We start from the raw sequence: 24,630 nt of genomic DNA, 5'->3' as shown, positions 1-24,630 counted from the left end.
CCAGCGAAGCCGTCATCAAATCGCTGCCGAGCCCCAGCTGCGACTCGCGCATCCGCTCGTAAAGCTTCTCAACACGGACCAAGCGAGGCGGAGCGTGTCAAAGCCAGCAAGGTCGCGGCGCAGCTCAGCAAGGCTGAAGTTAGCCGGCAACACGCCCGGGTTGTTACCCAACACTTCCACAGCCTTACGGCAAAACGCTTCCGACTTGTCGCCCATCTTCATGAGCGTGCTGCGTTGCTCGACCGATAGACCAGCGAGCTTCTCTTCCAGTGTCTTCAGTGCCGCGTCAACGGCGGTCAGGTCCGCAGGGCTTGGCTGAAACGAAATCAGGTTTTGTGACATTGCAATCCTTTTTGGTTGGCAACGTTATGCCGGTTGGCACAACCGGGCGAGATTGGCGTGCCGCGGCCTTGGTAGCAATGCAAGCGGCGACATTTGACAATTGGACCGGCGTGCTCCGAAGCAAACCGCTTGGTCATCGCCTGTTTCGTTTCAGTGTTGGAGAGTGACGCTCGACTCATGGACAGTCGAGTTCGAGTGTTTGAGAGTCGAGCCTGACTCTCAAAGCGTGACGTTTCAGTGCCAAACGGTGGAGTGCGAGGCTCAAACACTCCCGCTTTAGTGTTCGGGGGTGACTACCTCCACCCTCAGACAGTGAGACTTCAGTGTTTGAGGGTGAAGTGCGACCGTCGGAGGCTCGAGCTTCACCGTTTTAGGCTGAAGCGCGACTCTTTGAGAGTGGCGCTCCACGGTCTGACGGTGGAGCGCTAGTCTCAGGCCGTCGATGGTGCGGGACTGACAGAAAGCTAGTGAGCGTTGCCGCCGCCGAACGGCGCTTCCTTTGCCGCGATGCGAGCGCGTAGCTCGTCGTTTCGGTGTTGGCCGTTCTCGCCAAAGTGAATCAGGCGGTGACACGTAGGGCAGATGGCACCGACGTACTTCGGGTGGTCCAGTCCACCATCGGAAAGCCTGTTGATGTGGTGCGGTTCGAGATACGGTGTGCCGTCGCTTTTGCGATTGAACGGTGCCGGCGCCTCGCAAAGTTCGCAGTGGCCCTGCGCCCGCGCCAAGACATATCGCTTAACGCGGGCACTGCGCTGGTATGCCATCCGCACAGTCTCTTTCGGGTCTGCGATGGGGCCACTGGGCTGACATGCAGCAATCGCCGCTTGCCTCAACGCCGACAGGTCCGCTGGCGGGCTCTCGGCCTTCGTCGTGCCGCCGTCGTCTGGCTCGGGCAGATCGTCAAGTTCGCGACGCAGCGTGTTCGATACCGGCATGAGCCGAAACACGATCACATCTCGTTCCGTTCCGTTGCGGTCCACGTCTCGTTTGATGAAGTGCGAGTCACAAGCGAACTCGCCCAAGTAGACGCAAGGCTTCCCCTTGCCGGTCATCCGAAAGACATGCAGTGCGCGGCCGTCCTTCGCGTGAGAGGCAATGGCGAGGTTGCCCTTCGTCATCTTCATATCGCCCAGCTGTCCCTCACCAACGTAGTGCAGGTAACCAAATGCGTCGAACTCGTCTTTGTAGCCGTGCTGCTCGCCAGTCCCCGTGAATAGAAAGATGGCCGGGGATTGTCGGGAGGGCGCGATGCCGCTTTGGCCGCTGCCTCCGAACTTTCCCGTGATCTCTTTTTTGCGGTTGTAGGCCTTCCCGATGACGAACTCGGGAATCTCGGTCGCCGTTGCAGCCTTGGGCTGAACGGTCTCCTGGTCGTTACTGGGCAGCATGCAATCCCCCCGGATTGGCTGTAAATTTTTGTGCCCATTTTATGTCACGCTAGTCCCCGCTGAGCGGTGCCCTCCGTTGCGCAAGCCCTGCGTCTTCAATCCGTGTGCACATTTCCCGCCGGAAATTAGGGGCTGCTTTTGCGCTTCGCTTTCGTATAATCCCCAGCGCTGCCGCACCAACGGCAGCCGGGTTTGGCGACCTGCATAGCAGTTCTTAGAGAGGCTATCGCGCAAGCGATGGTCCGCTCTTGCTCGCTTGTGTTGTTTATGGCGGGCCGGGCGGGGAGACCTTCGGGTCTGCCGGTCGTTCTCTAAGGGCCGGTTCGCCAGCCCCGCCGTCAGGCCCGCCACCCTCGTCTGGCGACGAACGGCGTGCCTCCACTGCAACTTAGAGAGGCCGACATGCCACCTGTCGAAAGCGGGCACCGCCCCGCGTCTTATCCATCTCCGCCTGAACCAGCCACGCACGCGCCCACGTCGTCTGACGCAGGCACGCTCACCAAAAACCGCACCTACCTGAACGGCGCAATCGCAGCGCAGGCGTATCTCAGGCGCACACGCGCCGCCATGCGCAGCCACGGCCAATGCCGCCCGGGCATGCTGCGTGAGGAGCTTCAACACCTCTCCGCACACGCGTTCCCGCCGGCCTTCATCAAAGGCTTTATGGATGCGATTGATGCGTACGTATCGATGTCGCTCGGGGGCCGCGATGTCGATCCGCAATCGTGGGACGTGCTAGCCGCCATAGAGCGGCGTGGCTACAGCCAATAACAACAGATTGACGCATTCCCGTGACGGGCGGGAATGCCAGGTCCGATTAACGCCCGTGACGCCCCTCTCTCCGATACCCAGGCAACCAAGTCACCGTAGCGCGCACCGGCTCCGGCTCGATCAACGCCTTGTGCTTGCCGCTTCCGTAACGCTGAACGTATTCCCGCTCGCCCACCGCAGGCGGCTCCGCCATGGCCGAGCCGCCCACACCATGCAGGCCCCTTTACTGCTACGGCATAGAAACATGCACCTGCATGTCCCATGACACAACAGGAGGCAGGCATGCCCGAGCAAAAGCGCCCCACCAAAGCCGTCAAGCCCCAAGACCGTGGCCCGGTCCTCATGCGTCTGCGGCAGGCAAAGATGGCCAGGTCGGTGCACAGCTACGTGCGCGGCAATACCGAGAAGTTCTACGAATGGCTGGCCACGGTGCAGCCACACCTGCTGCCCGAAGGGCCCAGCATCTGGATCTGCGGTGACTGCCATGTCGGCAATCTCGGGCCTATTGGCGACATGCGGGGCAGCACGAGCATCCAGATTCGGGATCTCGATCAGACGGTCATCGGCAATCCTGCGCACGACCTCATCCGGCTGGGCGTGTCCCTCGCTACGGCGGCGCGCGGTTCAGACTTGCCCGGCATCGTCACCGCGCGCATGGTCGAAGGCCTGATGACGGGCTATCTGGACGGCATCGATCCCGACGGCGGCATGTCGCGGCCCGAGCGGCCGGCCGCTGTGCATACCGCCATGAAGGCCGCCACGGCGCGCACGTGGAAGCAGCTCGCCCGCGACCGGCTGGAAGACGCGTCGCCCACGATCCCGCTGGGCAAGCGCTTCTGGCCGCTGGCGCGTGAAGAGCAGCGCGAACTGAAGCGGCTGACGCATGAGCCCGGGCTGCTGGAGCTGGTCGGTCATCTTTACGGCAGCCATCGGGACGATGCGGAAATCGTCGACGCGGCTTATTGGGTCAAGGGCTGCAGCTCGCTCGGCAAGGGGCGCTATGCGGTGCTGGTCTCGGCCAAGGGGTGTGCCGAACGCCCGTATCGCCTGCTCGATTTCAAGGAGGCCGTGGCGCCCGCCGCACCTCGCGCACCGGGTGCAGACATGCCGCGGCACAACGGCGAACGCGTGGTTACCGGGGCGCGCCACGTCTGCCCCGAGTTGGGCAACCGCATGGCGTGGGTGCGCATGCTTGGCACAAGCTTCTTCGTGCGCGAGCTGCTGCCGCAAGACCTCAAGCTCGACGTCGAAACGCTGGGCACCCGCGACGCCGTATCGCTGGCGACGTACCTCGGCCACGTGGTCGGCCTGGCGCATGGGCAGCAGATGCCGCGCGATGTCGCACTCGCATGGCGCCGCGATCTGAAGTCACGCCATGGCAAATCGATCGACGCACCGTTCTGGCTCTGGACGTCGATTGTCGATCTGATCGGCCTGCACGAACGGCAGTATCTCGAGCATTGCCGCGCGTGGGCGCGGTAGGCGGCATGGCCACAACTTGTCTATCGCGGCCGCTGTGGTCCCGCTTCTGGTGACGGCACGATAGCGGCGCGGCTGCGCTGCCTCCGCAATGCGTGGCCGGGCTTCGCTTGCCCCAAACGGCGGTCGGTCCAAACCGGTGCCATTGCGCACCAACTGCAAGCTTTCGCTGCCCCGTCCCGCAGCGCAGCCCTCGCTCGAGAGCGCAGCCCAGGCAATCAACCGCTCGCACGTCGGCCCCGCACACCGCACATTGCTGCATGGCACAAAACTCGCATAAGCGGTGGGCGACCGGTCAGACCACGACCGTGTCTTTCTTCAATCCGGCCCATGCACAGCATTCCCTCCTCCGTCGCGCAGGCACTTCAGCGGCGCATCCTCAGCGGCGATTACCCGAGCGGCAGCCGCCTGCCGCCGCAGCGGGAGCTGGCAGAAAGCCTGGGCGTGAGCCGCGCGTCGTTGCGCGAGGCGCTGACGGTGCTCGAGACGCTGGGCCTGGTCGACATCCTGCCCAGCCGCGGCGTTGTGGTGCGCGGCCAGAAGTTTGGCGCAGAAGGGGCGAGTGCCGAGCGCATGCACCGCTCGTTTGCCACGCCGGCGCTGGGCACGCTGTCGCCGCGTCAGTTGATCGACCTGCGCCTGGTGCTCGAGCCCGGCTGGACAGCGCTGGCCGCCGCCCGCATGCATGCCGCCGGCCTGCGCCACCTGCAATGGCTGCAACAGCAGTTGGCCCATGCGCTGGCGCGCAATGACCTGCTGAGCGCGGCCGAGGCGGATTTGCACTTCCACCTGCTGCTCGCGCAGTTGTCGGGCAACCCGGGGCTGATGGCGATGGCGGGCCAGCTGGAGCACGCCATCGGCCACAGCCTGCGCCTGCCGTTTGCGCGCAATGGCGCAGACGACCACCCCGCGCACGAGCACGACGCCATCGTGCAGGCCATTGCCGCAGGCGATGCCGCCGCCAGCGCAGAGGCCATGCGCGCCCACCTTCTATCCGCCGCACGCCGCAGCGGCATCGACCTGAGCGCGCCGCAGCCTTCGCAGCATCCAGCGCCGGAGCCTTTGCCTGAGCCGTTGCGCTACGCCCCGATTTCCTTTCGCCTCGTCTCCATTTCTGCATCTGAAGGAGTATTTGAATGACCCGCTTTGCCGTCCGCCACACCCTGCGCTCCACGTCGCGCCGCACGTTCCTCTACGCCGCCATGGCGGCCAGCGCGGTCGCTGCGCTGCTGCCCGGCCGCCCGGCACATGCCGATGCGCTCGCCAACATCCAGAAGGCCGGCGTGATCCGCGTGGCGATCCCGAACGACTTCCCGCCGTTCGGCTCGCTCGGTCCGGATCTCAAGCTGCAGGGCTATGACATCGACATGGCCAACCTCGTCGCCAAAGAGCTCGGCGTGAAGGCCGAACTGGTGCCCGTGACGAGCACCAACCGCATTCCGTTCCTGACCACGGGCAAGGTGGACATCGTCATCTCGAGCCTCGGCAAGAACCCCGAGCGCGCGAAGGTGATCGACTTCACGCAGGCGTATGCGCCGTTCCCCAAGAGCGTGTACGGCCCGAAGGATATGTCGATCAAGAAGCCTGCAGACCTGGCCGGCAAGACGATCGGCGTGACGCGCGGCTCGACGGAAGACCTCGCCCTCACGGCGCTGGCGCCGGCCTCCGCCACCATCAAGCGCTATGAAGACAACAACGCCACTGCGCAGAGCTACCTGATCGGCCAGGTGCAGCTCGTCACGCTGGGCAACATCGTGGCCAACGCGGTCAACGAGCGCACGCGCCTGCGCCAGCTCGACTTGAAGTTCCCCGTGGAAGACACGCCGTGCTATGTGGGCGTTGGCAAAGGTGAAACCGCGCTGCTCGACAAGGTGAACGCCGCCATCACCAAGTTCAAGACGGACGGGCGCCTGAACGAGCTGTCGCAGCGCTGGATCAAGATGCCGCTGCCCACCCAACTGTAAGCACGCCGCATCCGCATGGGCCGCACACCAGCGGCCACGTGCGGCGGCCCGGCATCCGGGATCTTTCTATGGCTTATCAATTCGACTTTGGCGCGGTCTTCGGTTACAGCGGCCAGCTGGCGCAGGGTGTGGGCTTTACGCTCGCGCTCACGGCGGCGGGCGCGCTGGCGGGCGGCGCCATCGGCATCGCCGGGGGCGTGTGCCGCGCGTGGCGCCTCCGGCCGTTCAACGCACTCTTCAAGGTGTACGTGGAGGCCATCCGCAATACGCCGTTTCTCGTGCAGTTGATGTTCGTGTTCTTCGGCTTGCCGTCGCTCGGCGTGCAGATCAACGAGTGGCAGGCCGCATTGCTCACCACGGTGGTCAACCTCGGCGCGTACATCACCGAGATCGTGCGCGCGGGCATCCAGGAGACGCCGCGCGGCCAGCTGGAAGCGGCCAGCGCGCTCGCCATGGGCCGCTGGGCGATCTTCCGGCACGTGGTGCTGCGGCCGGCGCTGCAGAAGGTGTGGCCCGCGCTGAGCAGCCAGATCGTGATCGTGATGCTGGGCACGTCGGTCGTCTCGCAGATCGCCGCGCAGGACCTGACGTTTGCCGCCAACTTCATCCAGTCGCGCAACTTCCGCGCGTTTGAGACGTACCTGATCGTCACCGCGCTGTACTTCGCGCTGGCCTTGCTGCTGCGCCAGTTGCTGGCGTGGGTGGGGCAGCGCTTTGTGGTGGTGCGCCGGGCGCCCGCGGCACCCGCTGCCGTGCGCACCGTTGCGACCACGCCTGCGGAGACCGCCGCATGATCGCCGATATCCCTCTGTTGCCCATCCTGCTCAAGCTTGGCGAGGGCCTGCTTGCCACGCTGGTGCTGTCGCTCATGGCCTTTGTGCTGGGCGGCACCGCTGGCCTGGCGGTGCTGTTTGCACGCGTGGGCCGCAACGCCAGCCTGCAGCGCGTGAGCAAGGCGTACATCCAGGTCTTCCAGAACACGCCGCTGCTCATGCAGATGTTCCTGGTGTTCTTCGGGGCGTCCATGGCGGGGTTCGAGATGTCGCCGTGGACGGCCGCCGCCATCGGCCTGACGCTGTACACCAGCGCCTACCTGGCCGAGGTGTGGCGCGGCTGCGTGGAGGCCATCCCGCGTGGGCAGTGGGAAGCGTCTTCCAGCCTGGCGATGGGCTACTTCCAGCAGATGCGGCATGTGGTGCTGCCGCAGGCGGTGCGCCTGTCGATTGCGCCCACGGTCGGGTTCTCGGTGCAGATCGTCAAGGGCACGGCGGTGGCGTCCATCATCGGGTTTGAAGATCTGTCCAAGCTGGGCTCGGTGCTGGCCAATGCCACGTTCCAGCCGTTCCTCATCTATGGGCTGGTGGCGCTGGGGTATTTCGTGCTGTGCTGGCCGCTGTCGCTCTGTGCCTCTCATCTGGAAAAGAAGCTCTATGCCGCTCGTTGATCTGTGCGCCGTACACAAGCATTACGGCAACAACCATGTGCTCAAGGGCGTGGACTTGCGCGTGGAAAGCGGCCAGGTGGTCGCCATCATCGGGCGCAGCGGCTCGGGCAAGAGCACGCTGCTGCGATCCATCAACGGGCTGGAGGCCATCGACGACGGGCAGATCGTGGTCGACAACGCGGTGCTCAAGGGCTCGCAGGCCACGCCCGCGCAACTGCGCGCGCTGCGCCTGAACGTGGGCATGGTGTTCCAGCAGTTCAACCTGTTTCCGCACCTGACGGCGGGCGAGAACGTGGCGCTGTCACCCGTGGTGGTCAAGGGCATGAGGAAGGCCGACGCCAATGACCTCGCGCGCCAGATGCTGACCAAGGTGGGCCTGGCCGATAAGTTTGATGCGTACCCCGACCAGCTCAGCGGCGGCCAGCAGCAGCGTGTGGCCATTGCGCGCGCGCTGGCCATGCAGCCGAAGGTGCTGCTGTGCGACGAGATCACGTCGGCGCTCGACCCGGAGCTCGTCAACGAGGTGCTGGCCGTGGTGAAGCAACTGGCCGCCGAAGGCATGACGCTGATCATGGTCACGCACGAGATGCGCTTCGCGCGCGATGTGGGCGATCAGCTCGTGTTCATGCACCAGGGGCTGATCCATGAAAGCGGCCCCGCCAAGGAGGTGTTCGCCAACCCGAAGACGGCGGAGCTGGCGGCGTTCATTGGGGCGGTGCAGTAGCGCCGGAAAGCGCCTCGGCTGACTTGCGATGGCTGGCCGCGCTGTCTGCGCGCCCGGCGCACAAAGCCCCTTGTGCGAGCAAGGGGCTTGGCGCTTCTGCAGGCCGCTGAAGTGCGGCTCAGGGCACGGCCACCAGCGCCATTCCGCGCGGCAGCAGGCCCGTGGCCGCGGTGCCGCTGGGCACGGCCGTCAGCTTGCCGGTGGTGGCGTTGATGCTGTATGCGGTGACGGTGTTGTCATTGGCCGTCACCACGTAGGCAAACGTGCCGGCCGGGTTGATGACGATGGTGACGGGGTTGGCGCCCGTGGCGGTGGTGTCGACCAGCGTGAGCGCCCCGTTGGCGGCGTTGATGGAGAACACGCTCACGTTGTTGCTGAGGATGTTGACCACGTACAGGAAGTTGCCCGCCGGCGACACGGCCATCGTATAGGGGTTGGTACCTGCCGTCACGGGCGAGCCCGATGCGGTCAGCGCCCCGGTGCCATCGATGCTGTACACGCCGAGCGTGTTGTCTCCGGAGTTGGCAACGTAGGCGAACTTGCCGTCGGGCGTGAGGGTGATGTACTGCGGCACGCTGCCCGCCGTGACGGTGCTTCCCACCTGCGTGAGCAGGCCCGTGGTGCTGTTGATGGCAAACGCCATGGCCGTGCCCGTTGTGTTGGCGGTGTCGGCATTGACGACATACGCGAACGTGCCAGCGCTGTTGATGGCGATGGTGTACGGGTTGACCCCGGCCGGGATCACCGTCGCCGGCGATGAGAGCGCGCCCGTCGTCGTGTTGACCGAGAACGCCGAGAGCGTGTTGTCTCCAAAATTGGCGGTGTACACGAACTTGCCGCTGGGCGTGCGCGTAATGCTGTAGGGCTGGCTGCCGGTGGGCGTGGGCGAGCCCACCACGGTGAGCGCGCCGGTGGTCTGGTTGATGGACAGCGTCGTCACGGTGTTGTCGTTGGCGTTGGCCACGTAGACGAACTTGCCCGCCGGATCGATCGTGAGCGACAGCGGCTCGTTCCCCACGGATACGGCGGTCGAGCCGATCTGCGTGGGCAGGCCGGTGGTGGCGTCCAACGTGTAGGCCGAGACGGTGCCGTCGAGCGAGTTCACCGCATACCCGAACAGCGGCCGCAGCGTGCATGTGACGGCAATGTTGGTCACGTTGGCGGTGCCGACCGTGCCGGTGCCGTTGGCGACGGTGCAGTTCTCGCCCGAGGGCCGCGTGCCGACCGTGGCCGCATACGGCTTGCCCTGCGCAAGCCTGGTCGGAAACTGGAAGCTGCCGTTGGCGCCGACCGTCACCGCATCGCCGCCGTTGTTGAGCAGCGTGACGCTCTTGCCGGCGGCCAGGCCGCTGACCGTGCCGCCAACGGAATAGGTGGCAGGTACGGGTGTGGGCGTGGGGGCCGGTGCCGGGCTCGGTGCAGGCGCAGGTGTTGGCGCAGGTGTTGGCGTTGGCGTGGGGGTTGGCGCCGGTGCGTTGTTGCCGGTGGGCGGCGTGGTACCGCCGTCGTCGCCGCCACCGCAGGCCGTGAGCCCGACCGACAGCGCTGCGGCCATCACCAGCGCCGCGCCTTGCAGGCCGTGTGTGCGTCGCTGCGCCGGAGGAATCGGGGCCGGCGAGGGCTGCCCGGTTGCGCTGCAGATGCGTGCCGCTTGGGCTGTGAAAAGCTTGGCCATGATTCCCCCTCGTTGTCGGTGTCACGTGTTGCGTAGACCCGCGCTTACGGCAAGCATAGAAACGCGCAATGGGGTGCCGACATAGGCCAATCCGCCGACAAGGTCCTCGGCCTCATGGACGGAGGCGCGGCTGTAGGTGCACGCCAGCGCGCGTGGTAGAGCGGCGCATTCGGCGCGATACTGGCACTCGTCAGGGTTTGCGCGCGTTCACGTCTTGCCATGTCCACCTCGCCCTGCAGCATTGCCATCCGTCCTCGCACCACCGCCGATGTGGCCGACTGCCGCGCCATCCGTCTTGCAGCGCTGCAGGGTGCACCGGAGGCCTTTGGTTCGACGTACGCCGCTGAGGCCCCCTGGCCTGGCAAGCGTTTGCCAAGCGGCTGGCGACGTCGGTGGTGCTGGGCGCGTATGACGGCGCAGGCATCGCCGGCATGGTCGGCTTCAAGGCGCAGACCGGCGCCAGGCACGCGCAGAAGGGGTTTGTGGGGGGGGCTACGTGGCGCCACGGGCGCGGGGCCGCGGTGTGGGCCGGGCGCTGATGGACGGCATCGTGGCGGCGGCCACGGGCCGGGTGGAACAGCTCACCCTGTCCGTCGTGCGCACCAACGCGGCGGCGCTGGCCTTGTATGCGCAATGCGGCTTCACTGCGTACGGCCTGCAGCCGCGCGCGCTCAAGTCTGCGCAGGGCTATGCCGACGAAGTCCGGATGGTGCGTTTCCTGCCGGTGTAGGTGCGGCGCCTACGTTGGCACGCAGGCACTGCCGTACTGCAATCGGCTGGGGCGCACCGCGGCCACTATGCCGCGTGCGTCGCGCTGCGCGGCGGGCCGGCGCTCAGCCAGGGCGCCAGGGCCTGCTGCAGGGCCGACAGATCGACGGGTTTGCCTAGCAGCCGGGCCCCCGCAATCGGCTCGCCGATCTCGGCGTGCGTGCCGTAGCCGGACATCAGGATCACCTGCATCGTCGGCTGACGGCGCACCAGAGCGCGGGCAAGGTCGGCGCCGGATTGCCCAGGCAGGGTCAGGTCCGCCAGCAGCACGTGGAACGGGCGCGTGCTGGCCAGGGCCAGGGCGTCTTCGGCGTTGGCGGCGGCCATGCAGTGCAGGCCGAACCCCGTGAGCAATTCGTGCATGGCCTCGCGCGAGGCGGCGTCGTCTTCCACCAGCAGCAGCGTCGGGCTGGCGGCGGGGCGTGCGACGCTGATGTCGGCGTGCGGTGCTGTACTGGCGGCGGCCAGGGCGGCGGGCACGGGGGCCGGTGTCGTCTTCTGGGCGCCGCGGTGGCTGTCGAGCACGCTGCGCACGAGGCGGGCCAGGTCGTCGCGGCGGTACGGCTTGCCCAGCAGTGTGACGCCGGCGGGCAGCCGGCCGTCACGCACGACCTCGTCGCGCGTGTAGCCCGAGGCCAGCAGCACCGGCAGCGGCGGCACGCGCTGCGCGGCCCGGATCGACAGCTCGCCGCCCTTGATGGCGCCCGGCATGATCACATCGGTAAACAGCAGGTCGATGTGCGTGTCGCTGTTCATCAGCTCGAGCGCGGCGTCGCCGTTGGGGGCGGTCAGCACGCGGTAGCCGAGCTGGGTCAGCATGTCGACGGCCGTGCAGCGCACGTCGGTGTCGTCTTCCACCACGAGAATGGTTTCGCGTCCGCCCTGGGGGACGGGCGCGGCGGTGGCTTCGTGTGCACCGGGGGTGTCGGCCGGGGCGGCCTCGGTGCAGCGGGGGAAGTACAGCTGCACCGTCGTCCCCTTTCCGACCTGGCTGCGGATGACGACATGCCCGCCGCTCTGCTTGACGAAGCCGAACACCATGCTCAAGCCGAGGCCCGTGCCGTGGCCGTCGGGCTTGGTCGTGAAGAACGGCTCGAAGACGTGCTCGATCACTTCTGGCGGCATGCCGACGCCGGTGTCGGTGACGGAGAACACGAGGTAGTCGCCCGGCGCCAGCGCATCGAGCTCATGGCTCTGCACCTGCGTACGGTCGAGCGTGACGTTGCTGGCCGCAATGGTGAGCACGCCGCCGCCGCGCATGGCATCGCGCGCGTTGATCGCCAGGTTGAGCAGCGCGTTTTCGAGCTGGTTGCGGTCGGCCAGCACGTTCCAGAGATCGTCGGCGAGCCGGGTTTCGACCTTGACGGTTTCGCCCAGCGCACGGTGCAGCATTTCGCTCATGCCCTGGATGAGGTGTGCAGGCTCGATGACCGCCGGCGACAAGGGCTGCCGCCGCGCAAACGCCAGCAATTGCGCGGCGAGCGTCGCCCCGCGCTGCACGGCACGGTTGGCGGCGGCAATGCGATGCTGGATGCGGGGGCTCTCCGGGGCTTCCACGGCCAGCATCTGCAGGTTGCCGGCAATCACCTGCAGCACGTTGTTGAAGTCGTGCGCCACGCCGCCGGTCAGGCTGCCGATGGCTTCCATCTTCTGCGCCTGGCGCAACTGCGCTTCCACCTCGGCGCGGGCAGCCAGCGCGTCGGCCACGCGTTGTTCCAGCGTTTCCGTCAGCTGGCGCAGCGATTGCTCCGCGGCTTGGCGCTCGCGCTCGGTCAGCACGCGCTCGGTGGTCTCCACCACGATGGCGAGCACGCCCGCCGGATTGCCGTCGTCATCGGGCAGCGGGCTGTAGTAGAGGTCCATCCAGACGTCTTCGGGCCGGCCGTTGCGCAGCAGTACGAGTTCCTTGTCGCGGTACGACAGCGTGCCGCCGGCCAGGCAGACCTCCATGACGTGGCGGTTGAAATCCGCCACCTCGGGCCAGCCGAGTTCGACCGGGCAGCCGAGCAGATACGGGTGCCGGCCGCCGGCAAAGCCGGCATACGCGTCGTTGTAGATCATGTAGCCATGCTTGCCCCAGAGCATGACGAGGGGCACCGGGCTGGCCAGCACCATCTGCACGGCCGCACGCAGGCTGTGCGGCCAGGCGTCGATGGGGCCAAGCTCCGTCGCCGACCAATCGAATGCGAGCACACGTTGCGCCATCTCACCGTTCCAGCCGGGGCAGTCATGGTGATGCGCGAGAAACGGCATAGGGTCTCCTGTGTGGCCGAGTCACTGCAATGAACGTGAAGGCATTTTAGAAACGCACGCACCCAGCTGCATACCGCTCGCAGGGTGCACGGGGCGGCACCGGTGGATGCCGCGGACGCAGGAAACGTGCCCAAGGCAGCCAGCGCGCTCGGCCATGGCTGACTATCATGGACGTCCCTTTCACACACACCAGGAGAACCCATGAAGTTGATCGGCATGCTCGACTCCCCCTACGTGCGCCGCACGGCCATTTCGCTCAAGCTGCTCGGCGTGCCGTTCGAGCATGCGTCGGTGTCGGTCTTCCGGCATGTCGACCGCTTTCGCGAGATCAACCCGGTGGTGAAGGCGCCCACGCTCGTGTGCGACGACGGCACGGTGCTGATGGATTCGACGCTCATCATCGACTACGCGGAATGTGTGGCCGGCCGCAGCCTGATGCCCGCCGAGATTGCCCGGCGCCAGCACGCGCTGCGGGTCGTCGGCCTGGCGCTGGCCGCCTGCGAGAAGGCCGTGCAGATCGTCTACGAACACAACCTGCGCCCGACCGAGAAGGTGCACGGGCCGTGGGTGGAGCGCGTGCACAGCCAGTTGCTGGCCGCAGTGGATGCGCTGGAGGCCGAGTGGAAGGACGTACCGCTGCCGGTGGAGGCCGGCGAACTCACGCAGGCCGGTGTGACGGTGGCCGTGTCGTGGGCCTTCATCCAGCTGATGGTGGCCGACCGCGTGCCGGCGGCGGACTACCCGCGCCTGGTGGCGTATTCGGCGGCCGCCGAGCAGTTGAGCGTGTTTCGCGACACGCCCATCGACGCGGTCTGACGACCTGACGATGCCCGGCCGGGCGCCTCAGGCGCGCTGCGCCGTCTGCGTGGGGTGCGGCTCGATGTTGGCCTGGCGGTACAGCCCGCCCACGAGATCGGACTCGGTGACGATGCCGGCCAGCCGCCCGTCGGCATCGAGCACGGGAATGTGGTGGTGGCCGGCGCTGGCAAACATCGGCACGAGATCCGACATCGACGCGCTGGCCGGGATCGTCTGCACGCGCGTCTTCATGTGGTCGGCCACGCGCGGCGGGGTGAGCGCGCCGATGCTGAACCACCGGCGCAGGGTCTGGCGCAGGTCGGCGGGGGCGAGGCCCAGCAGGTCGGTGCGGGTGACGATGCCGACCACGTGCTGCCTGTCGTCCACCACCGGCAACGCCTTGAAGCCGTGCTGGCGCAGCAATTGCAGCGCGCGCGGGATCGACGTGTTGGCCGTCACCGTCACCACCGGGCGGGTCATGATGTCGGCGCAGGTGAGCGCCTGGAACGTGCGCGTGTAGGCCTGGAGCTGCATCTCACGCAGCACGGCTTCGATGTCTTCCGGGTCGATGTCGAGCAGCTCGCTCTGGCGGCGCAGCGCGGCGACGATGTCGGCGCGGGTGAAGCCGGCGGCGGTGGGCGGGCGCTCTGCGGCGGGCAGGCGCTGCGCGTGCGGATACCGGTGGCCCGTGGCGGCGTGATACACCAGCGCGCCCACCAGCAGCAGCGCCGACTGGATCAGGATCGGCTCGGCCACGAAGCGATAGCCCAGCGCATGCACGGCCGGCCCGCCGATCACCGCCGTGAGTGCCACCGCGCCCGAGGGCGGGTGCACGCAGCGCAGCGCGAACATGCCGCCAATGGCCGCCGAGATGGCCAGCGCCGAGGCAATCACAGGATCATCGACCAGCAGCGCGAACGTCACGCCCACGGTGGCCGCCACCAGGTTGCCGCCGATGATCGACCACGGCTGCGCCAGGGGGCTGGCCGGCACCGCGAACAGCAGCACGGCCGAGGCGCCCATGGGTGCCACCAGCAGCGGGATCAGCGTCGGTGCGCCCGGCACCAGCTTCATCATCGTGCCCGTAAAGAGAATGCCGACGAGCGCGCCGACGGCGGAGCGCACGCGCTCGCTCCAGCGCACCGTGACGGGGGCGGGGACAAAGCTATGGAGCCAGCGGCGCAGGGCGGGGGGCAGGAACGGGGCGGACATGGTCGACGGGACGGCGATGGCCCGTGAACACGCGCGAGGCTTCACCAGAAGTCACAAAAATGCAGCCGGCGATTCTATCACGCTGTGACATAACCGGCCGCTGCCTCTGCCCTTACGCGCCGTGCCTTGAGGTGGTGCAGCGGCGCGCACGTTTGTCACGCAGCCGTCACGCGCGTTTCACACGCTGGGCCGAGACTGCCGGGCTTCCAGCGTCTCTTTGGCCGACGGCCCGCCTGCACCATGTCTTCTCTCGCCCGCTCCGTTGTTGTCCGCCCGCGCGTGTATGCCAGCCTGGTGGCGCTGTCCGCGGTGCTCGCGCTCGCTGCCTGCGGTGGCGGCGACGACACACCTGCCAGCACGCCGGTAGCCACACAGGCCATTCCGGCACCCCCGGCAGACCCGGGCTTCGTCGACACGGCCGCCGCGCCCAGCGGGGTGCCGCCCTTTGTGGACAACATCGCCACGAACCAGCGCGGCGACGCGCGGTACGCCACGCTCGGCACCAATGCCGGGGTGCGGCTGTTCACGCGGTTCCTCGATTTGTGGCAGCCGCTCACGGAGATCGTCGACGCGGGCGTGAACGCGCCGGCCAACGGGGCGTTTCCGGCGGTGGTGGCCTCCAGCTGGACGGGCTTGCCCAACGACGGCACGCCGGGCGGCACACCGCTCAATCTGCCGGTCCTGAACGCAAACGTGCAATACGTGGTGAACGCGACGACCAACCGCACGCAGGCCCAGGCCGATGCGGCCTACTTTGACGACCGCCGCGGCAAGGGCTACAGCGTGACCGACGGCATGGGGCCGCTCACAGCGGCCTGGCGCACGCTGGCGCAGCAGACCACGTCCATCACCACCATCCCGGCGGACGCGAGCACCGTGCTCTACAACGATAGCGGCAACAACACGGGCGTGGGCACCGCGGGCGGCAACACGGCGTTCGGCAAGGTCGTCGACCTGATCAACACGCTCGGCAACAACGCCTCGACCGAGCCGGCCAAGCGCTTCTACAAATATGCGCGGCCGTATCGATGGAGCAGCAGCGTGGTCGTCGTGCCGACGCTGGTGCCGGCCGAAAGCCCCACGCCCGCCACCGATGGTGGCTTCATCAGCGGCCATTCGGCGGAAGCCATGCGCGATGCCGTGGCGATGGCCTACCTGGTGCCCGAGCGCTTCCAGCAGATGCTCGCGCGCGGCATGGAGCTCGGTGAGAACCGCATCCTGGCCGGCATGCACTCGCCGCTGGACGTGATGTCTGGGCGCATGCTCGGCATTGCGGCGGCGGCGGCCAACCTGGCGGACCCGGCCAACGCCACGCTGAAGGCAGATGCATTCCGGCAGGCCCACGCCGGCCTGATGGCGCAGACGGGCACCGACGCCACGAGCTTCCCGGCGCTTGCGCAGTCCGGCACGCCCGCCACCGATCGCTTTGCCGACTACGCCACCAACCAGGCCAACTTCACGCGCCGCATGACCTTCGGCTTCACGCCGATCGGCAGCACGGCGCTTGCGCCGGTGGTGCCCAAGGGCGCCGAGGTGCTGCTGGAAACGCGCTTCCCATACCTGAGCGCAGAGCAGCGCCGCGTGGTGCTCAAGACCACCGAGCTGCCCTCCGGCTACCCCGTGCTCGATGATGCCGAAGGCTGGGGCCGCCTGAACCTGTTTGCTGCCGCCGATGGCTACGGCGCCTTCAACGGCAACGTGGTCGTGTCGATGGACGCGACCCTGGGCGGTTTCAACGCGGCCGACACGTGGCGCAACGCCATCTCGGGCGCGGGCAAGCTGACGCTGCAGGGCACCGGCACGCTGCGCCTGGCGGGCACCAATACCTACAGCGGCGGCACGCAGATCGCGGGCGGCGTGCTGGAGGCCGAGTCGGCCAATGCACTGGGCACGGGCGATGTCTATCTCGGTGCCGGCACGCTGGCCGTCAACGCGCCGGCGGCCGTGGCGATTGCCGGCAAGTTCACGCAGTTGCAGGGCACCACGCTGGACCTGGCCATCGGCCCGAACGGCCAGGGCAGGCTCAGCGTGGCCGGGCTCACCACGATCGCCGGCGGCACGCTGCACGTGAAGTTCGTGAACGGCTACACACCGAAGGTGGGCGACACCATTGCGGTGATCGACGGCGCGGGCCCGAACCGGCAGTTCGCTTCCGTGGTGGTGGACGGCTTCAAGGCCACGGCCGTCTACACGGCCACCGGCATCCAGATCCGGCTCGACGCCTGAGCGCTTATCTGAGCGGCAGCAGGATGTCCGTCACGGCTTCGTGCTCGGGCACATCTGGGTAGAAGCGCACGCGCTGGAACAGCAGCGGCGCATCGCGCAGTTCCTCGCCGCTGGCGGGCAGCCATTCGGCATACAGAGAGGCGACGCTCTGGCCGAGCGTGTCGCCGGAGCCGGTATGGCGCAGTACGGCGTAGCGGCCGCCGGCCAGTGTCTTGGCCATGACGCCCGCCGCATTCGGCGCGATGGGCTCTGGCGTTGCCGCGCAGATGTCGATACGGAAGTCTTCGGGCGGCACATCGTCGGGGTCGTTGTAGACGATGTTGTACGTGGCCGAAATGCTCGGGTGCAGCCGGTGCTCGCGGCGCCAGGCGATGAAGGCGCGGAGGGTGTCGCCCAGCCCGGCCGGGTCTGCGCGGTGCTCGATGGCAGCCACGGGTATGGCGTCGCGTTCGACAATCTCCACGGACTGGGTTTGCAGTTGTGCGGGCATGTGTTGGCTCCTGAGCGCACGCAGCGCGTGCAGGTCGGCGGCCCAGGGCGCCCACTCCGGCGCGGCGCGAAAGTCCGACGGCGATTGCCCCGCCTGCCTGCGGAACGCACGCGCAAAGGCTTCCGTCCCCTCGTACCCGCACGCCAGCGCGATGTCGGTAATGCACGCGTCGTCCCGATAGGCGAGCTGGTGCGCGGCGCGCTTCAGGCGCAGCAACTGTACGTAGCGCCCGACGTTCATGCCGAACAGCAGCGTGAACTGGCGGTGGAAGTGGTACTTCGAAAACGCCGCCACGCCGGCCAGCTGCTCCACATTCAGCGCGTCTTCGAGGTGCGCATCGATGTGCGCGAGCACGGCGCGCATGCGGACGAGGTAGCGGTCGGTGGCGGTGGTCGTCAATTGGAAGGGGCTCCTGGGTGGCGATACGGTAGCCGGAAGGGGCCCGGGGCGCCTGACCGAAGTTGCTCGGTTGGCTCGCATACCCTTCTTCGAAAGGGGCGCGCCGGGCACATCGCTCTGATAGCATCCCTGAGCCCTTCCGGGGCGCCGTCCGGCGGGCGCGGACGAAGCGCAGCTGCCCGTACTGACGTTCAAACCACCACACAGAAGAATCAGGGTATGCAAAACAACAACAGCAGATTTGGGGGCGGGACGCTGGTGCGCCGCGTAATCATGGCTGCGGCGCTGGCTGGCGCGGCGTTGCTGACCGGGTGCGCAAGTACTTACGTCGACACGGCGACCAAGCTGGTGCCGCCGTCCGAGATGAAGAAGGTTGCAGACCCGAAACCGGTCCAGCTGGTGTTCGAGTTCCAGACGAAGGGCGCACCGAACCCGCGTGCCACGACGCTGCTCAAGGATACCGTCGCCAAGGAAGTGACCGACACGGGCTTGTTCGCCAAGGTCTCGACTGAGCCGACTCCGAACGTCGGCATGCTCAATGTGACGCTGAACAATGTGCCGCTGACCGACAACCCGGCCGCCAAGGGCTTCGTGACCGGGCTTACGTTCGGTCTGGCGGGCAGCGCGGTGACGGACGGCTACATCTGCACGGTCAGCTACCTGCCGGCAGGGCAGACCACGCCGATCGTCAAGACGGCGCGCCACGCTATCCACACCACGATCGGCAACGCGAATCCGCCCGCGGGCGTGCAGAAATCGGCGTCGATGCTCGATGCTGTCCAGCAGATGACGCGCGATGTGGTGAGCAACGCGCTGAAGGACCTGTCTTATGACACGGCCTTCAACTGACGCCGGCGCGGTGCGCGCGCTCGGCCTCGGGCTGCTGGCCGCCGCGCTGCTGGCCGGCTGCGCCGAGATGCCGATGAGCCCGCCGAAACCCACCATCGAGAATGCGGCGAAGCTGCGCGGCGGCACCCCCGCCATCGGCCCGGTCGAAGTAGGCACGTTCACGCTGGATGCGGCGCAGTCGGCGAGCATCGACAAGGGTGTCAGCATCCGCAGCAACATGGTGCGCTCGCCGGTGGCGGGCTCGTTCGCGCAATACCTGCGCGAGACGTTGCGCGTGGAGCTGCAATCGGCGGGGCTGCTTGATGCCAGGTCGGATGCGGTGATCACCGGCACGCTGCTCGACAGCACGGTCGAGGCGCCGGTCGGCACCGGCAAGGCGGCGCTGGCCGCGCGGTTCGTCGTCACGCGGGCGGGCGCCGTCCGCTACGATCGCGCGCTGCGTACGCAGGCGTCGTGGGACTCGCCGTTCATGGGTGTCTCTGCGATCCCGCAGGCAGCCGGCCAGTACGAGGCGCTGTACCGGAAGCTGGTCGGTGCCTTGCTGGACGATGCGGCGTTTCGCGCGGCGGTTGCCCAGCAGTAGGTTGCGGTTCGGCACTCCATGAAGAGGCCACCTTCGGGTGGCCTTTTTCATGACAACGGGCAGGACACAAAAAACCGCCCCGAAGGGCGGTTTCTTGTTGAGGCGAACGCAGGCTCAGGCCAGCGCCTTCACCGGCTCGCCGGCCAGCCCGGCCGCTTCACGCAGCAGCAGCGCCTTGTCGGTCGCTTCCCAGCTGAACTCCGGTTCTTCGCGGCCGAAGTGACCGTAGGCGGCGGTCTTGCCGTAGATCGGGCGCAGCAGGTCGAGCATCTGCACGATGCCCTTCGGACGCAGGTCGAAGTGCTCGTGCACGAGCTTGGCGATCTGCTCGTCCGGGATCACGCCCGTGCCTTCGGTGTACACCGTGATGTTGATCGGGCGGGCCACGCCGATCGCGTAGCTGACCTGCACCTGGCACTGGCGCGCCAGACCGGCCGCCACCACGTTCTTGGCGACATAGCGCGCGGCGTACGCGGCCGAGCGGTCGACCTTCGACGGATCCTTGCCCGAGAACGCGCCGCCGCCGTGCGGTGCCGCACCGCCGTACGTGTCGACGATGATCTTGCGGCCGGTCAGGCCGCAGTCGCCTTGCGGGCCGCCGATGACGAAGCGGCCGGTCGGGTTCACCAGGTACTTTGTGTCGGCCAGCATGTGCGACGGCAGCACCGGCTTGATGATCTCTTCGATCACGGCTTCGCGGATGGCCTCCTGCGACATCTCCGGCGCGTGCTGGGTCGACAGCACCACGGTATCCACGCTGTGCGGCTTGCCGTCGACATAACGCACCGTCACCTGCGACTTGGCGTCCGGGCGCAGCCAGGGCAGGCGGCCGTCGCGGCGCAGTTGCGACTGGCGCTCGACCAGGCGGTGCGCGTAATAGATCGGGAAGGGCATCAGCTCGGGCGTCTCGTCGCACGCGTAGCCGAACATCAGGCCCTGGTCGCCGGCGCCCTGGTTCAGATAGTCGTCCGAGGCGCGGTCCACGCCCTGGGCGATGTCGGGCGATTGCTTGTCGTAAGCGACGAGTACGGCACAGCCTTTGTAGTCGATGCCGTAGTCGGTGTTGTCGTAGCCGATGCGCTTGATGGTTTCACGCGCGACCTGGATGTAATCGACGTTGGCCGACGTGGTGATTTCACCGGCGAGCACCACGAGGCCCGTGTTGCACAGCGTTTCTGCAGCGACGCGCGCATATTTGTCCTCGGCCAGGATGGCATCGAGGATGGCGTCGGAAATCTGGTCGGCGACCTTGTCGGGATGGCCCTCGGAGACCGACTCCGAGGTGAAGAGGAAGTCGTTTGACACGGCTGTTAGCTCCAGATTGGCTATCACGTTGCCAATCCGTTTGTGCCACGGCCGGCGACGCTTTAGCGGTATTTTGCTGCCTCGCCCAGGTTTGTGGCCCGGCCCGAGGATTCGCCCCGCAAGTTGTCAGTTAACTCGGCGAATCGCGCTATTATACGCGGCACTTTTTGGGGCCGCAGCACGGCCTGTCAAGACCCTGCTGCCCTGTCGACTGCGACCAACACTGCTTTCGCGCACGCACGCATGACCTTCCTGTTCTGGCTGTTTTCACGCTGGCCGCTGTCGTGGCTGCAGGCGCTGGGCGGCTGGCTGGGGGCCCTGGCCGCGAAGGTGCCGGGGCGCTATCACGACCGGCTCATCGCCAACTTCCGCCACGCCTATCCCGACGTCACCCCCGCCATGCTGAAGGAGGCCGGCCGGTCCGCGGGCCGCATGGTGTTCGAGATGCCGTACTTCTGGGTGCGCAAGGATTCACTGAAGGTCGCGCCCGGCCTGCTCGACGATTGCTGGCCGACCTACGAACGCCTGCTCGAGGACGGCCGCGGCATCATCTTCCTGACCCCGCACCTTGGCTGCTTCGAAGTGCTGCCGCAGGCGTATGCGCAGCGCCGCCCGATCACGGCGATGTTCAAGCCGCCGCACCAGGAGCGCCTGCGCGCCTGGATCGAGACCATGCGCACCCGGCCCAACATGCACATGGCGCCGGCCGACCCGCGCGGCGTGCGCATGGTGGTGCGCGCGCTCAAGCGCGGGGAGGCCGTCGGCATCCTGCCCGACCAGACGCCCACTGCCGGCGAAGGCGTGTGGGCGCCGTTCTTCGGCAAGCCTGCGTATACGATGACGCTGGTGCACCGGCTGCACCGGCTGTCCGGCGCGCCGATCGTACTGATGTTCGGCGAGCGCCTGCCGCGCGGCAAAGGCTATCGGGCCCACATGCGCGTGCTAGAAACGCTGCCCGAAGACGTGGCGCAGGCCGCCGGCCGGATCAATGCCGAAATCGAACAATTGATTGCCCTGGCGCCGACGCAATATCTCTGGGGCTATAACCGCTACAAGCAGCCAAAGGGTGTGGACGCCCCGCCCGCTGTCTGACGCTGCTGACTTTATGGAACGTTTCTTTGCCAAACTCGGCCTGGGTTTCCTGTGGCTGCTGTCTTTCTTTCCGTACGGGTTTGTTGCCCGCTTTGGCGAGGGGCTGGGCGGGCTGCTGTACCGCATTCCGAACAGCCGGCGCCGCGTGGTGCTGGCCAACCTGAAGGCGTGCTTTCCCGAGAAGTCCGATGCCGAGCGCGAGGCGCTGGCGCACGAGGTCTTCCGCAAGGTGTTCCGCAGCTTTGCGGAGCGCTCGTTTGCCTGGTACGCATCGGAGAAGCGCCTGAACCGCGTGGTGAGGATCGACGACCGGGCCAACCTGCCGGCGCTGCACGGCCAGCCGCATATCCTCGTGACGCTGCACCTGTCGGGTGTGGAGATCGGCGCGCTGGCGCTCACCGACTATTTGCGCAAGAACGTCGGCAACGCGGGCTGTTCGCTGTACACGCACATGGCCAATCCGGCGCTGGACGCCGCCGTGAAGACGCTGCGCAGCCGCTTTGGCGCGACCATGCTCGAGCGCAGCGAGAACATCCGCCAGATCATGCGCACCCTCAAGCGCGGCGAGGCGCTGCAGCTCATCTCCGACATGGATTTCGGCGAGCGCGACGCCGAGTTCGTGCCGTTCTTCGGCGTGCCGGCGTTGACGCTCAACGCCATCCCGCGCATGGCGGCGCTGACGGGCGCCAAGGTCGTGCCGATGTACACCGAGATCCTGCCGAATTACCAGGGCTATGCGCTGCGCATCCTGCCCGCGTGGGAAAACTACCCCACCCGCGACCTGACCGCCGACACGCGCCGCATCAACGCCTTCTTTGAAGACGCCATCCGTCCGCGCATCAGCGAGTACTACTGGGTGCACAAGCGCTTCAAGCACCGGCCCGAGGGCATGCCCGGCATCTACTGAGCCGCGGTTCCCGGCTTCGGCCGCGGCCGCCCGGCTCGCTTTAGAATGGTCGCTTTCCGATCGCTCATTGCCGCGTCTGCGCGGCCTGCCATGAAACTGCACTTCACCAAGATGCACGGCGCGGGCAACGACTTTGTCGTGCTCGACGGCATCCAGACGCCCATCGACTTCACGCCCGAGCAGTGGCGCGCCATTGCCGACCGCCACTTTGGCGTGGGGGCAGACCAGCTGCTGCTGGTCGAGCGCTCGACACGGCCCGACGTCGATTTCCGCTACCGCATCTTCAACCACGACGGCGGCGAGGTGGAGCACTGCGGCAACGGCGCCCGCTGCTTCGTCAAGTTCGTCACCGACCGCGGCCTGACCGACAAGCGCACCGTGCGCGTGGAAGTCATGAACGGCATCGCCACGCTCACGATGCAGGACGATGGCCAGGTGACCGTCGACATGGGCGCGCCCGTGTTCGAGGCCGAGCGCTTGCCGTTCGTGCCGGACGGCCTGCCCACGCGCGTGGAAGGCGAAGATACGCTTCACGCGCTGCAGATCAATGGCCGCACGGCGTGGCTGTCCACCGTGTCGATGGGCAACCCGCACGCCGTGCAGGTGGTCGACGACGCCGAGGCCTTTCCCGTGCTCGAAGACGGCCCGCTGATCGAATCGCACACGGTGTTTCCGCGTCGCGTGAACGCGGGGTTCATGCAGATCGTCGACCGCCATTCCATCCGCCTGCGCGTGTACGAGCGCGGCGCAGGCGAGACGCTTGCTTGTGGCACGGGTGCCTGTGCGGCCGTGGTGGCCGGCATCCGGCGCGGGCTGCTCGATTCGCCCGTCAAGGTGGCTACGCACGGCGGCGATCTCACCATCGCGTGGGCCGGTGTCGGCCTGCCCGTGATGATGACCGGCCCCGCCACCACGGTGTTCGAGGGCACGCTGGACCTGGACGCGCTGAAGCTTCCCGCAGGCCGCCAGGCATAAGCCGTACCGCGCGGCCGGCTGCCGCATCGTCAGAACAACAGGAGGCACCGTGGGCTCGAACGGCACGAACCGGCTTGACGACTATCGCTTCGACGGCAGCAGCAAGTTCAAGATCGCGAAGCTGGATGCCTCCGCCAAGCCTTTCTCCACTGGCAGCAAGTCCGACGACAACGCGCGGCTGGCCGAGGTGGCGGCCAGGCTCGATGCGCTGCAGGACACTCTCTATGCCGAGCATCGGCGCAAGGTGCTTGTCATCCTGCAGGGCATGGATACGTCAGGCAAGGATGGCACCGTGCGAGGCGTGTTCCGCGCCATGGACCCGCTGGGCCTGCGCGTGGTCGGCTTCAAGGCGCCGACGCCGCAAGAGCTCGCGCACGATTACCTGTGGCGCGTGCACGCCCAGACGCCCGCCCGCGGCGAGATCGTCATCTTCAACCGCAGCCATTACGAAGACGTGCTGATCACGCGGGTGCACGGCGACATCGACGCCGCCGAATGCAAGCGCCGTTACGGCCACATCAACGCGTTTGAACAGATGCTCGTCGATACCGGCACGACCATCGTCAAATGCTTCCTGCACATCTCGAAGGACGAACAGCGCAAGCGCCTGCAGGAACGCATCGACGATCCGCACAAGCACTGGAAGTTCGACCCGGCGGATATGGAAGAGCGCAAGCTGTGGGACGGGTACATGGAGGCCTACGGGGCGGCGATCAACGCCACCGCCACGCCGCACGCGCCGTGGTATGTGATCCCCGCGGATTCCAAGACGCACCGGAATCTGATGGTCGCGGAGATCCTGTTGGAGGTGTTCGAGGGGATGAAGCCTCAGTATCCGGAGGGGAATCCGGCGTTTGAGGCGCTTAGGATTGAGTAGGGGTTTGGTGGTTGGTTTTGTTGTTTGATTTTGTTGCTGGTGGTGCATCCTTGTTTCATCCCCTGCCGGGGCTGAGTCACTTTCTTTGTCTTGCCAAAGAAAGTAA

At 67.0% G+C, this 24,630-nt stretch carries 23 protein-coding genes; 16 read left to right on the top strand and 7 right to left on the bottom strand.

The genetic code is table 11. The features are described 5' to 3' along the window. Window positions 1–15: 15 nt before the first annotated feature. On the bottom strand, window positions 16–342 hold the full coding sequence (locus A6M56_RS09645) for a hypothetical protein (protein ID WP_257984083.1): 327 nt from the start codon (window positions 340–342) through the stop codon (window positions 16–18). Window positions 343–806: 464 nt separating this feature from the next. Further along, on the bottom strand, window positions 807–1,733 hold the full coding sequence (locus A6M56_RS09640) for an HNH endonuclease (protein WP_257984084.1): 927 nt from the start codon (window positions 1,731–1,733) through the stop codon (window positions 807–809). A 402-nt stretch (window positions 1,734–2,135) separates the two neighbouring features. Between A6M56_RS09640 and A6M56_RS09635 the strand changes: the two genes are divergently transcribed. The 7 genes from A6M56_RS09635 to A6M56_RS09605 all read left to right on the top strand — a co-directional run bounded on the left by A6M56_RS09635 (window position 2,136) and on the right by A6M56_RS09605 (window position 8,115). After that, complete coding sequence (locus A6M56_RS09635; protein ID WP_102080621.1) at window positions 2,136–2,504, top strand: hypothetical protein; 369 nt, start codon at window positions 2,136–2,138, stop codon at window positions 2,502–2,504. Between the two features lie 282 nt (window positions 2,505–2,786). Beyond that, on the top strand, window positions 2,787–3,986 hold the full coding sequence (locus A6M56_RS09630; protein ID WP_102080622.1) for a DUF2252 family protein: 1,200 nt from the start codon (window positions 2,787–2,789) through the stop codon (window positions 3,984–3,986). Between the two features lie 327 nt (window positions 3,987–4,313). After that, the gene (locus A6M56_RS09625; RefSeq protein WP_102080623.1) at window positions 4,314–5,123 is read left to right on the top strand and encodes a FadR/GntR family transcriptional regulator; all 810 of its coding nucleotides are present in this window, start codon (window positions 4,314–4,316) and stop codon (window positions 5,121–5,123) included. Next, window positions 5,120–5,947, top strand: coding sequence for a transporter substrate-binding domain-containing protein (locus tag A6M56_RS09620; protein WP_102080624.1), 828 nt, complete (start codon window positions 5,120–5,122; stop codon window positions 5,945–5,947). The genes A6M56_RS09625 and A6M56_RS09620 overlap by 4 nt, the downstream gene beginning before the upstream one ends. Window positions 5,948–6,015: 68 nt before the next feature. Beyond that, on the top strand, window positions 6,016–6,741 hold the full coding sequence (locus A6M56_RS09615; protein ID WP_062737568.1) for an amino acid ABC transporter permease: 726 nt from the start codon (window positions 6,016–6,018) through the stop codon (window positions 6,739–6,741). Further along, window positions 6,738–7,391, top strand: coding sequence for an amino acid ABC transporter permease (locus A6M56_RS09610; protein ID WP_102080625.1), 654 nt, complete (start codon window positions 6,738–6,740; stop codon window positions 7,389–7,391). Before A6M56_RS09615 ends, A6M56_RS09610 begins: the two co-directional genes overlap by 4 nt. Further along, window positions 7,378–8,115 (top strand): amino acid ABC transporter ATP-binding protein, encoded by a 738-nt coding sequence (locus A6M56_RS09605; RefSeq protein ID WP_045785502.1) that lies wholly within the window; start codon window positions 7,378–7,380, stop codon window positions 8,113–8,115. Before A6M56_RS09610 ends, A6M56_RS09605 begins: the two co-directional genes overlap by 14 nt. A gap of 118 nt (window positions 8,116–8,233) precedes the next feature. Here A6M56_RS09605 and A6M56_RS09600 read toward each other — a convergent pair whose 3' ends face one another. Beyond that, a complete protein-coding gene (locus A6M56_RS09600; RefSeq protein WP_102080626.1) occupies window positions 8,234–9,790 on the bottom strand; it encodes a lactonase family protein in 1,557 nt (518 codons plus the stop codon). A gap of 496 nt (window positions 9,791–10,286) precedes the next feature. Between A6M56_RS09600 and A6M56_RS09595 the strand changes: the two genes are divergently transcribed. After that, entirely contained in the window at window positions 10,287–10,520 is a 234-nt protein-coding gene (locus A6M56_RS09595) for a GNAT family N-acetyltransferase (RefSeq protein ID WP_353744914.1), read from the top strand. A gap of 65 nt (window positions 10,521–10,585) precedes the next feature. On the opposite strand, the gene A6M56_RS09590 is transcribed toward A6M56_RS09595, so the two are convergent. Then, a complete protein-coding gene (locus A6M56_RS09590; RefSeq protein WP_045785504.1) occupies window positions 10,586–12,811 on the bottom strand; it encodes a response regulator in 2,226 nt (741 codons plus the stop codon). A 201-nt stretch (window positions 12,812–13,012) separates the two neighbouring features. On the opposite strand from A6M56_RS09590, the gene A6M56_RS09585 reads away from it, so the two are divergent. Continuing rightward, window positions 13,013–13,627: a glutathione S-transferase gene (locus A6M56_RS09585; protein WP_045785505.1), complete on the top strand. Its 615-nt coding sequence runs from the start codon at window positions 13,013–13,015 to the stop codon at window positions 13,625–13,627. A gap of 27 nt (window positions 13,628–13,654) precedes the next feature. Here A6M56_RS09585 and A6M56_RS09580 read toward each other — a convergent pair whose 3' ends face one another. Continuing rightward, the gene (locus A6M56_RS09580) at window positions 13,655–14,821 is read right to left on the bottom strand and encodes an HPP family protein (RefSeq protein WP_045785506.1); all 1,167 of its coding nucleotides are present in this window, start codon (window positions 14,819–14,821) and stop codon (window positions 13,655–13,657) included. Between the two features lie 240 nt (window positions 14,822–15,061). Between A6M56_RS09580 and A6M56_RS09575 the strand changes: the two genes are divergently transcribed. Beyond that, window positions 15,062–17,047, top strand: a complete 1,986-nt coding sequence (locus A6M56_RS09575; protein ID WP_102080629.1) for an acid phosphatase — start codon at window positions 15,062–15,064, stop codon at window positions 17,045–17,047. Window positions 17,048–17,051: 4 nt separating this feature from the next. On the opposite strand, the gene A6M56_RS09570 is transcribed toward A6M56_RS09575, so the two are convergent. Continuing rightward, window positions 17,052–17,936 (bottom strand): AraC family transcriptional regulator, encoded by an 885-nt coding sequence (locus A6M56_RS09570; protein ID WP_240479928.1) that lies wholly within the window; start codon window positions 17,934–17,936, stop codon window positions 17,052–17,054. Between the two features lie 219 nt (window positions 17,937–18,155). Between A6M56_RS09570 and A6M56_RS09565 the strand changes: the two genes are divergently transcribed. After that, window positions 18,156–18,785, top strand: coding sequence for a hypothetical protein (locus A6M56_RS09565; RefSeq protein ID WP_045785508.1), 630 nt, complete (start codon window positions 18,156–18,158; stop codon window positions 18,783–18,785). Continuing rightward, complete coding sequence (locus A6M56_RS09560; protein WP_045785509.1) at window positions 18,766–19,368, top strand: hypothetical protein; 603 nt, start codon at window positions 18,766–18,768, stop codon at window positions 19,366–19,368. Before A6M56_RS09565 ends, A6M56_RS09560 begins: the two co-directional genes overlap by 20 nt. Window positions 19,369–19,482: 114 nt before the next feature. Here A6M56_RS09560 and metK read toward each other — a convergent pair whose 3' ends face one another. Beyond that, window positions 19,483–20,673, bottom strand: a complete 1,191-nt coding sequence (metK, locus tag A6M56_RS09555; protein WP_045785510.1) for a methionine adenosyltransferase — start codon at window positions 20,671–20,673, stop codon at window positions 19,483–19,485. 243 nt (window positions 20,674–20,916) lie between these two features. Here metK and A6M56_RS09550 point away from each other — a divergent pair, with 243 nt between their 5' ends. From A6M56_RS09550 to A6M56_RS09535, 4 genes are all read left to right on the top strand, one after another. Next, window positions 20,917–21,765, top strand: coding sequence for a lysophospholipid acyltransferase family protein (locus A6M56_RS09550; RefSeq protein WP_045785511.1), 849 nt, complete (start codon window positions 20,917–20,919; stop codon window positions 21,763–21,765). Between the two features lie 13 nt (window positions 21,766–21,778). Then, the gene (locus tag A6M56_RS09545; protein ID WP_102080630.1) at window positions 21,779–22,672 is read left to right on the top strand and encodes a lipid A biosynthesis lauroyl acyltransferase; all 894 of its coding nucleotides are present in this window, start codon (window positions 21,779–21,781) and stop codon (window positions 22,670–22,672) included. A 90-nt stretch (window positions 22,673–22,762) separates the two neighbouring features. Then, window positions 22,763–23,647, top strand: coding sequence for a diaminopimelate epimerase (gene dapF / locus A6M56_RS09540; protein WP_102080631.1), 885 nt, complete (start codon window positions 22,763–22,765; stop codon window positions 23,645–23,647). 49 nt (window positions 23,648–23,696) lie between these two features. Beyond that, window positions 23,697–24,524, top strand: coding sequence for a polyphosphate kinase 2 family protein (locus A6M56_RS09535; protein WP_045785513.1), 828 nt, complete (start codon window positions 23,697–23,699; stop codon window positions 24,522–24,524). Window positions 24,525–24,630: the final 106 nt, after the last annotated feature.

It is taken from the genome of Ralstonia sp. RL (assembly GCF_001683835.1).
Lineage (GTDB): Bacteria > Pseudomonadota > Gammaproteobacteria > Burkholderiales > Burkholderiaceae > Ralstonia > Ralstonia mannitolilytica.
Note: the sequence above shows the minus strand (reverse complement) of the source record. Positions and strands in the feature narration are given on the sequence as shown.